1 protein-coding gene is annotated in these 397 nt (G+C 55.2%); it reads left to right on the top strand.

Annotated features, from left to right (window positions below; all coding sequences use genetic code 11):
* Nucleotides 1-397: IS3 family transposase (locus JNA92_RS25630; RefSeq protein WP_241807222.1), on the top strand; the 397-nt coding region annotated here is incomplete at both ends.

The following is a 397-nucleotide window of genomic DNA, read 5'->3' as shown; positions in this document are numbered from 1 at the left end:
GTCCTGATCGTTTCCAACCTCAAGCGCAGGTTTCCTTTGCCTGACCTCCTTAAGCTGGTCGAATTGGCGCGCAGCACCTTCTACTACCAGCTCAAAGCTCTGCAGAAGCCAGAACGGCATGCTGAGCTCAAGGCATTGGTCAAGCGCGTCTATCACGAGCAGAAAGGGCTTTATGGCTATCGCCGTATCGCCCTGGTAATCAGGAAGGAAAAGCGGGTGAACAAGAAGGTCGTTGAACGGCTGATGGCCGAGCAGGGGTTGAAATCAGTAGTGCGCCCGAAGAAATACCGCTCCTATCGAGGCGCTGTCGGCAAAGTGGCAGCGAATGTGCTGGAGCGCAATTTTGTCGCGCAACGGCCGAACCAGAAGTGGGTAACCGACGTTACCGAGTTCAAGG

Origin of the sequence: Pseudomonas putida (assembly GCF_022627325.1) — a bacterium.
In the GTDB taxonomy this organism is placed as follows: Bacteria; Pseudomonadota; Gammaproteobacteria; order Pseudomonadales; family Pseudomonadaceae; genus Aquipseudomonas; species Aquipseudomonas putida_X.
Note: the sequence above shows the minus strand (reverse complement) of the source record. Positions and strands in the feature narration are given on the sequence as shown.